The sequence below is a fragment of the Actinosynnema sp. NPDC037264 genome (assembly GCF_055603705.1).
Window position 1 is genome coordinate 68,295 of sequence record NZ_JBVJVK010000046.1, and the last position, 7,613, is coordinate 75,907.

The 7,613-nt window shown below is 72.6% G+C and carries 5 protein-coding genes and 2 pseudogenes; 4 read left to right on the top strand and 3 right to left on the bottom strand.

Annotation, left to right across the window (positions count from 1 at the left end):
- Positions 1–190: 190 nt before the first annotated feature.
- Positions 191–1,303 carry a transporter substrate-binding domain-containing protein gene (locus ACZ7GX_RS34200; protein ID WP_498782923.1) on the bottom strand — a complete coding sequence of 371 codons (1,113 nt, stop codon included), beginning with the start codon at positions 1,301–1,303 and terminating at the stop codon, positions 191–193.
- 190 nt (positions 1,304–1,493) lie between these two features.
- Here ACZ7GX_RS34200 and ACZ7GX_RS34205 point away from each other — a divergent pair, with 190 nt between their 5' ends.
- The 3 genes from ACZ7GX_RS34205 to ACZ7GX_RS34215 are packed head-to-tail and all read left to right on the top strand — an operon-like array spanning position 1,494 to position 4,065.
- On the top strand, positions 1,494–2,423 hold the full coding sequence (locus ACZ7GX_RS34205; RefSeq protein ID WP_498782924.1) for an ATP-binding cassette domain-containing protein: 930 nt from the start codon (positions 1,494–1,496) through the stop codon (positions 2,421–2,423).
- Between the two features lie 23 nt (positions 2,424–2,446).
- Positions 2,447–3,169 carry an ABC transporter permease gene (locus tag ACZ7GX_RS34210; protein WP_498782934.1) on the top strand — a complete coding sequence of 241 codons (723 nt, stop codon included), beginning with the start codon at positions 2,447–2,449 and terminating at the stop codon, positions 3,167–3,169.
- Positions 3,166–4,065 (top strand): DUF4097 family beta strand repeat-containing protein, encoded by a 900-nt coding sequence (locus ACZ7GX_RS34215; protein ID WP_498782926.1) that lies wholly within the window; start codon positions 3,166–3,168, stop codon positions 4,063–4,065. The genes ACZ7GX_RS34210 and ACZ7GX_RS34215 overlap by 4 nt, the downstream gene beginning before the upstream one ends.
- 60 nt (positions 4,066–4,125) lie before the next feature.
- Here ACZ7GX_RS34215 and ACZ7GX_RS34220 read toward each other — a convergent pair.
- A pseudogene (locus ACZ7GX_RS34220) lies at positions 4,126–6,659 on the bottom strand (ATP-binding protein); the annotation flags it as partial.
- Between the two features lie 114 nt (positions 6,660–6,773).
- Positions 6,774–7,400, bottom strand: a pseudogene (locus tag ACZ7GX_RS34225) (AfsR/SARP family transcriptional regulator); the annotation flags it as partial.
- 10 nt (positions 7,401–7,410) lie between these two features.
- On the opposite strand from ACZ7GX_RS34225, the gene ACZ7GX_RS34230 reads away from it, so the two are divergent.
- On the top strand, positions 7,411–7,613 hold a 203-nt coding region (locus ACZ7GX_RS34230), incomplete at its 3' end, for a hypothetical protein (RefSeq protein WP_498782928.1).

Below are 7,613 nucleotides of genomic sequence, written 5' to 3' on the forward strand. Positions count from 1 at the left end.
CCGTCCGCCCCGCCGGCGCGCAGCTTCTCGGTCACCGTCAACGACGTGGTGTGCAGGGCGGGGCGCGAGCGGAGGAAGTCCCCGGCCCGGCCGAGGAAGTCGTCGACGTCCTCGGTGAGGTGCCAGCAGTCCGAGCGCATGCTTCTGATCCCCGATGTGCCCGGCGAGCACCGGAACGGGTCGCCCCGGGTCAGAACAACGTCGACCCCTGGCACGGCGAGGTCGTCTGCGGGATGTGCTTGTCCTTGTCGGCCACGCCCTTGAGGTGCTTGTCGAACTCGACCGCCCAGTGGTCGTTGATGAACTCGGTGATCGTCCGGTTCAACTCCTCGCACAGGCGGGGCCGGTCGTTCGGGATGCCGACGCCGTAGCTCTCCTGGCCGATCACGACGGTGCTCACGTCCTGCCACGGAGCCTGGGAGTCCTGCTTCCGGTCCTCGGCGAACGCCTGGAGGATCGACACGTCGGTCGACACCGCGCGCCCGCTGTCCCGGTTCTCCAGGAACTGCCGCATGCACGCCACCAGCGACCGCTCCGAAGTCGGCCGCCAACCCAGCTCGGTCAGCCGGGCGTTGCCGGTGGTGCCGCTGGAGGTGCAGACCTCGCCGGGCGGGATCTCCTCCAGGTTGGAGACCTTCTGCCAGGTGAAGAAACCTTGCTGGTCGTAGTAGTAGGGGCCGGCGAAGTCGATCTGCTTCTCACGCTCGGGCGTGATGGAGAAGTTGGCGATCACCAGGTGGACCGGCCCGCCCGGGAAGTCGTCGGTCAGCGCGCGGATCCGGTCGTCGCGCTCGGTCAGCTCGACGTACTCGATCCGCTCGACCGCCCGGTACCGCTTGGCGATGAACTCCGTGAGCGCCACGTCGAACCCCTCGCGGGAACCGTCGGCCCGCACGTTGTTCCAGCCGGGGTAGCTCTCCTTCAGCACGCCCACCCGCAGCACCCCGGCCAGGTAGTCGTGCGGGTCCTCCTCGCGGCTGAACCAGTAGACGAGGCTCACCACCAGCAGCGCGGCGGAGGTGAACGCGAGCGCGATCTTCAGCCGCCGCATCCTGGTCCGGCTGTCCGGGTCGTGCCTGGTGTCACGGGCGCCGTAGGTCATCATCAGCGGCACCAGCACGGCCGCGACGTTGATCGGGATCACCACGATCGCCGCCACGTCGCCGCCCCACTGCGGGTTCGCCAGCAGCCACACGGTCAGCGACATCGTGGCCAGGGTGATCGGCAGGATCCAGTACAGCTGCCCCCGCAGCGAGAACGGGGCTAAGTGGGCCGTGCGCCCGCGGTCGTCGTCTTCACTCATGTCAGGCACCCCTCGCGTTCATCACCGCGCCACCCCTGTGCTCACCCCATGTTGTCAAATCGCCGCGACGGGTGAGAGCGGTCGACCGGACCGTGACGTGACGACCGCTCCGCGTAGGGCGGGTCCGTGTCAGCGGCGGTGTCAGGGTCGTGTCAGACGTGTGACAGGCGGCCTGCCGATAGTTGCCGACATGAGTTCAGCGATCGAAGTTTCAGGACTGCGGAAGTCGTACGGGGACCACGTCGTCCTCGACGGCGTCGATTTCGACGTCCGGGCCGGGACGATCTTCTCCCTGCTCGGTCCCAACGGTGCGGGCAAGACGACGACCGTGAACCTGCTGACCACGTTGGCGAAGGCCGACGGCGGGACGGCGCGGGTGGCCGGCCACGACCTCGCGACCGAGTCCAAGGCGGTCCGCGCGGCCATCGGCGTCACCGGCCAGTTCGCGGCCGTGGACGAGGTGCTGACCGGGTACGAGAACCTGGAGCTGGTGGTCGACCTGAAGCGCGGGGGCGCGGACCGGCGGGTCGTCGAGGACCTGTTGGAGCGGTTCGACCTGGTCGAGTCGGCGCGCAAGCCCGCCTCGACCTACTCCGGCGGCATGCGCCGCAAGCTCGACCTGGCGATGACGCTCGTCGGCGACCCCCGGATCATCTTCCTGGACGAGCCGACGACGGGCCTGGACCCGCGCAGCCGCCGCACGATGTGGTCGATCATCCGCGACCTGGTGGCCGACGGCGTGACCATCTTCCTCACCACCCAGTACCTCGAGGAAGCCGATCAGCTCGCCGACCGGGTCGCCGTGCTCGACCAGGGCCGCCTGGTCGCCCAGGGCACTCCCGACGAGCTCAAGCGCCGCCTCCCCGGCACGCACGTCCGGCTCCGGTTCGCCACCGCCGCCGACCTCGACGCGGGCGCCCGGCTCTTCACCGGTGCCACGCGGGACGACGAGGCGCTGGCCCTGCGCGTGCCGAGCGACGCGGGGACCCGGTCCCTGCGGGCGCTGCTCGACCGGCTCGACGAGAACTCGCTCAGCGCCGAGGAGCTCTCCGTCCACACCCCTGACCTCGACGACGTTTTCCTCGCCCTGACGGGCCACACCGCGGAGGCCGCCAAGTGAGCGCCAAGTCCCCTTCCACCGTCATGCTGCGCCGCAACTTCAAGCACATCGCCCGGAACCCGACCTCGGTGTTCAACGCGATCCTGATGCCCGTCGTGATGATGTTGATGTTCGTCTACGTGTTCGGCGACGCCTTCGACGTCGGTGTCGACTACATCGACTACGCGACACCGGGCCTGATGCTGCTGGCCGTCTGCTACGGGCTCGGCGCCACCGCCACGGCGGTGAACTCGGACATGACCAAGGGCATCATCAACCGGTTCAAGGTCATGGACGTCCCCCGCGGCGCGGTGCTGACCGGTCACGTCGTCGCCGGCGTGCTCACCAACCTGGTCGCCATCGCGGCGCTCGTCGGGGTCGCCTTCCTGCTCGGTTTCGACCCCGCGGCGGGGTTCGCCCACTGGCTGGGCGTGGTCGGCATCGTCGTGCTGCTCGCGTTCGCGGCCGGCTGGTTCACCGTCGCCCTCGGCCTGGCGGCGAAGTCGCCGGAGACGGCGGGGCTCGCCGCCGTGCCGCTGATCATGCTGCCGTTCTTCAGCAGCGCGATCGTGCCCGCCGAGATGATGGGTCCGGGCATCCGGCAGTTCGCGCAGTACCAGCCCTTCACGCCGATCATCGAAGCCCTGCGGGGGTTCGTCAACGGATCGCCGGCCACCGGCGACGTGATCGCCGCCCTCGCCTGGTGCGCCGGGATCGCCCTGGTCGGGTACCTGTGGGCGTCCTCCACGTTCAAGAAGCGGGCATGACCCGGGCCGAACACCTCGCCCACCACCGGACCGAGCACGAGAACCAGAGGAGAACCGCCGTGCCTTCCTTCACCACCCCCGGACCCATCGCCGCCACCGTCGTCGTCGCCGGCGCCCGGGTGCGGGTCACCGCGAGCGACCGGACCGACACCGTGGTGCTGGTCGAACCCGTCGACCGGGCGAGCAGGTCGGACGTCGAGGTGGCGGACAAGACCAAGGTCGACTTCGCCGGCGGCCGGCTCTCGGTCAAGACGACCGTCTCCGGGCGCGCGAGCGGCTCGGTCGCCATCACGATCGACCTGCCCACCGGCTCCGACCTGGTCACGTACCTGGCGAATTCGAGCGTCCGCGCGGACGGCTCGTTCGGCGAGTGCGAGCTGCACACGGCGTCGAGCCGGGTCGAGCTGGACCGCGTGGACGCGCTGCGGGCGAACATCGCGGCGGGCGCGATCACGATCGGCCACGTCGCCGGGCGCGTCGACATCGACGGCAGCGTGGTCGCGGCGCGGATCGAGGAGGTCGTGGGCGCGGTCAGACTGTCCAGTTCGGGCGGCCAGACGTGGATCGGGCACGCCGCGTCCGACGTGGACCTGAGCAGCGGCAGCGGCGGGTTCGACGTCGACCGCGCCGACGGCGGCGTCACCGCCAAGACCGGCAGCGGCGTCATCCGGATCGGCCGGCTGACCCGCGGTCAGGCGGAGCTGTCGAACCGCTCGGGCGACATCGAGGTCGGCATCGGCGAGGGCACCGCGGCCCGGGTGGACGCCGAGAGCAAGCGCGGGTCGGTGCGCAACTCCGTTGCGCCGCGGGAAGACCTGGGCGCGTTCGACGACAAGGTCACCGTCCGCGCCCGCACGCGGCACGGCGACATCATCGTCCAGCGTGCGGCGGGCTGACCCCCGACGCGATCGCCGCCGGCGTCGCGTCCGTCGGGTAGCCGCTGGTGACGGCCACGCTCACGAGTCGAGCGCGGCCGTCACCAGTTCGGACCAGCTCGTCTCCGCGCCCTCCCGAGCCACTTCGGCGAACCGCTCGTCGCCGAGGTGGCTCCGCGCGCCCTGCTCGATCCGGTCCGCGTCCGGGTGGGCCCGGTCCGGGAGCCCGCGCACGGCGGCGCTCGCCGCGAGCAGCCGGGCGGCCTGCTCGGGCCGTCCCCGGCGCAGGGCCAGGTCCGCGACCCCGACGAGCACCAGCGCGACCATGGTCGGGTGGCCGGCCTCGGACACCGCCTGGCAGGCCGCCGCGCGGTGTTCGCGCGACTCGTCCAGGTCATCGGCGAGGTAGCCGAGCAGGTCGTGGGTGATCGCGCGGATGTACGGCCGTTCCGCGTTGTCGCCCAACGAGGTCCTCGCGATGTCGAGCTGCCGGCGTGCCTCCTCGACGTCACCGGTCCACCGCGCGAGCTCCGCCTTCGCGAGCGCCAGCTCGGCCAGCGCGTCCGGCCAGGTGACCCGGGCCGCGGACCGCGCGGCCTCGGCGATGGCGGCCTCGCTGGAGTCCTTGTCCCCCATCAGCCAGTACAGCTGGGCCTGTCGCGACCGCATCCGGATGACGTCCTCGGTCGCGCCGATCTCGGTGACGACGGCGGCGGCCTGCTCGTAGTGCTCGCACGCGGCGGCGAACTCGCCCCGGGTGGCGATGCGGTCCGCCAGCGACGTCAGGGCGAACGAGATCCCGAACCGCTCGCCGAGGGACCGGAACTCAGTGAGAGCCGTTTCGAGGTACGCGTCCGCCTCCCGCCCGCCGTGGCCGAGGATGACCCGCATCTTGCCCAGGTGCAGCCGCGCCAGCGCGCGCACCCACGGGTCCTCGTTGTCCAGCAACGGTTCCCACGCGGGCAGGAACCCGCCCGGCGTCCGCAACATCCGTTCCAGCGGGACGACCAGCGCCAGGATCGGGTTGCCTCGCTCCAGCCGCCCGCTCACCTCGTACGCCTTGTGGATCCACTCGGCGGCCTGGTGCTCGTCGCCGAGACCGGAGTTCAGGAACATCGTCATGAGGCTGTACACCATGGCCCGGACGTCGTCGGGCACCTCGCCGGGCGTGCCGGTGGCCGCGAGGATCAGCTCCATGCCCTCGGACTTGTGCCCGGCGAGCCACCAGTACCAGCCGGCGCCCGCCGCGAGCCGCATCGCACCGCGCGCGTCGCCGGCCGCGAGCGCGCCACGCATCGCGGCGCCGATGTTGTCGTGCTCGGCCTTGAGCACGGCCAGCCACGTCAGCTGGTCGGCACGCCGGAGCTGCGGTTCCGCGGTCTCGGCGAGCTCGGTGAAGTAGGCGAGGTGCGCTCGGCGCGCCAGGTCCGCTTCCCCCGCCTCCGCGAGGCGTTGGGCGGCGTACTCCTTGATCGTGCCGAGCATCCGGTAGCGCGGCGTGCCGTCGCCCGCGGCGACCAGCAACGACTTCTCGGCCAGCGTGGTGAGCAGTTCGAGCACCTCGTCCGGCTCGACCGCGTCGTCGACGCAGACGCGCTCGGCCGCCTCCAGGCTCGCGCCGCCCGAGAACACCGAGAGCCTGCGCAGCACGATCCGCTCCGCGTCGGTGAGCAGCTCCCAGCTCCAGTCGACCATCGCGCGCAACGTCCGGTGCCGCGGCAACGCGGTGCGGCTGCCGCCGGTCAGCAGGCGGAACCGGTCGTCGAGCCGGTTGGCGAACTGGTCCAGCGACATCGTGCGCAACCGGGCCGCGGCCAGCTCGATCGCCAGCGGCATGCCGTCCAGCGCCCGGCAGACGCGCGCCATCGTCGCCGACGCGCCCGCGTCGACCGCGAGGTCCTTGCGCACCGCGCCCGCCCGGTCGCGCAGCAGCCGGACGGCCGGTGACGCCTCGATCTCGTCGGGACCGGCGCCCTCCTCGGGCAGGCCGAGGGGCTCGACCAGCCACAACGCCTCGCCGGTGATGCCGAGCGGTTCCCGGCTCGTGGCCAGGATCCGCAGCCGCCGGCACTCGCCGAGCACCCGGTGGGCGAACGCCGCCGCCGCCTCGATCACGTGCTCGCAGTTGTCCAGGACCAGCAGCGCCTCCCGGTCGCGCAGCGCGGCGACGAGCCGGTCCGTCGGCTCCGCGTTCGAGGTGTCGCCGAGCAGGGCGTCCCGGAGGCCGAGCCCGGCGAGCGCCGCCTGGGCCACGTCGCCGTCGGCGCCGATCGCCGCGAGCTCCACCAGCCAGGCGCCGTCCGGCAGGTCGTCGAGCAGCGTGCGCGCGGTCTCCGCGGCCAGCCGCGTCTTGCCCGAGCCGCCCGGCCCGATCAGGGTGGTGAGCCGCTGGTCGGCGACGAACCCGCGGACCACGGCGACGTCGTCGTCCTTGCCGACGAAGCTGGTCAGCTCGGCGCGCAGGTTGGTCTTCCGGTTCTCCTCCTCGCGCCGGCCCACCTCGCCGCGCAGCAGCGCGACGTGCAGCGCGGACAGCTCCGGCGAGGGGTCGACGCCGAGCGCGTCGGCCAGGGCCTCGCGCGTGCGCTCGTAGACCAGCAGGGCCTCGGTGGGGGGGGGGGGGGGGGGGGGGGGGGGGGGGGGGGGGGGGGGGGGGGGGGGGGGGGAGGGGTGGGGGGGGGGTCAACAGCTGGCTTCTTTACAAGTCTCTCGCTCGCCCTCTCCCACCCCCCCCTCCCCTCCCCTCCCCCCCCCCCCCCGACGAGCGCGCGCATCAGCGCGACGGCGAACCGTTCCCGCATCGGGTGCGCGGCGGCCACGTCGGTCAGCTCCGGGACGAGGTCCGCGCCGTGGCCGAGGTCGACCTCCGCGGCGAACCGGTCCTCCATGGCCGTCAGGCGCAGCCCTTCGAGCCGGGTGACGGCTGCGTCGAACGCCTCGCTGTCGGGCAGCCCGACGTCCTGCATGGCCGCGCCGCGCCACAGCGCGAGGGCCTCGCGCAGCAGCCGCACCCGCTGGGGGCCGTCCTCGTTGCGGGCGCGCGTGACGAGGCGCTCGAACCGGACGGCGTCCACGGCGTCGGGCGCCACCACCAACCGGTAGCCGTTCGGCTGCCCGTCCACCGACCCGTCCGGCAGCGCCTTGCGCAGCCGGGAAACCAGGCGCTGCAACGCGTTCGCCGCGTCGGAAGGCGGGTTCTCGCCCCAGATCCAGTCGACGAGCGCGGACTTCGGGACCACGTGACCCGGTTCGAGCGCGAGGGCGACCACCAACCCGCGCAACCGCGCGCCCGGCACGTCGGCCAAGACGCCGTCGTCCGTGCGAACCTCGAATGGCCCCAGCGTCCCGATCTGCACGCGGCCGATTGTGTCACGGAGCGTCGGCAGGCCTCTGACGAGCACGAACCCGCCCGATCAGCAGAAGTCCGCGTCCACCGCGCCGCCGCACGAGGACCGCCCGCCGCACGAGGACCGCCCGTCGCCGACCGGGGCGGGGCGCGCCACCGCTCGTGACGCGCCCCGCCCCGCCGCGCTACTTCAGCCGCACGGGCAAGGAGCGGTGACCGTTGG

What these genes read in the sequence shown, in the direction of transcription:
- ACZ7GX_RS34210 (WP_498782934.1), top strand. Translation starts at nt 2,447, where the DNA reads ATGCTGCGCCGCAACTTCAAGCACATCGCCCGGAACCCGACCTCGGTG.
- ACZ7GX_RS34205 (WP_498782924.1), top strand. Translation starts at nt 1,494, where the DNA reads ATGAGTTCAGCGATCGAAGTTTCAGGACTGCGGAAGTCGTACGGGGAC.
- ACZ7GX_RS34200 (WP_498782923.1), bottom strand. Translation starts at nt 1,303, where the DNA reads ATGAGTGAAGACGACGACCGCGGGCGCACGGCCCACTTAGCCCCGTTC.
- ACZ7GX_RS34215 (WP_498782926.1), top strand. Translation starts at nt 3,166, where the DNA reads ATGACCCGGGCCGAACACCTCGCCCACCACCGGACCGAGCACGAGAAC.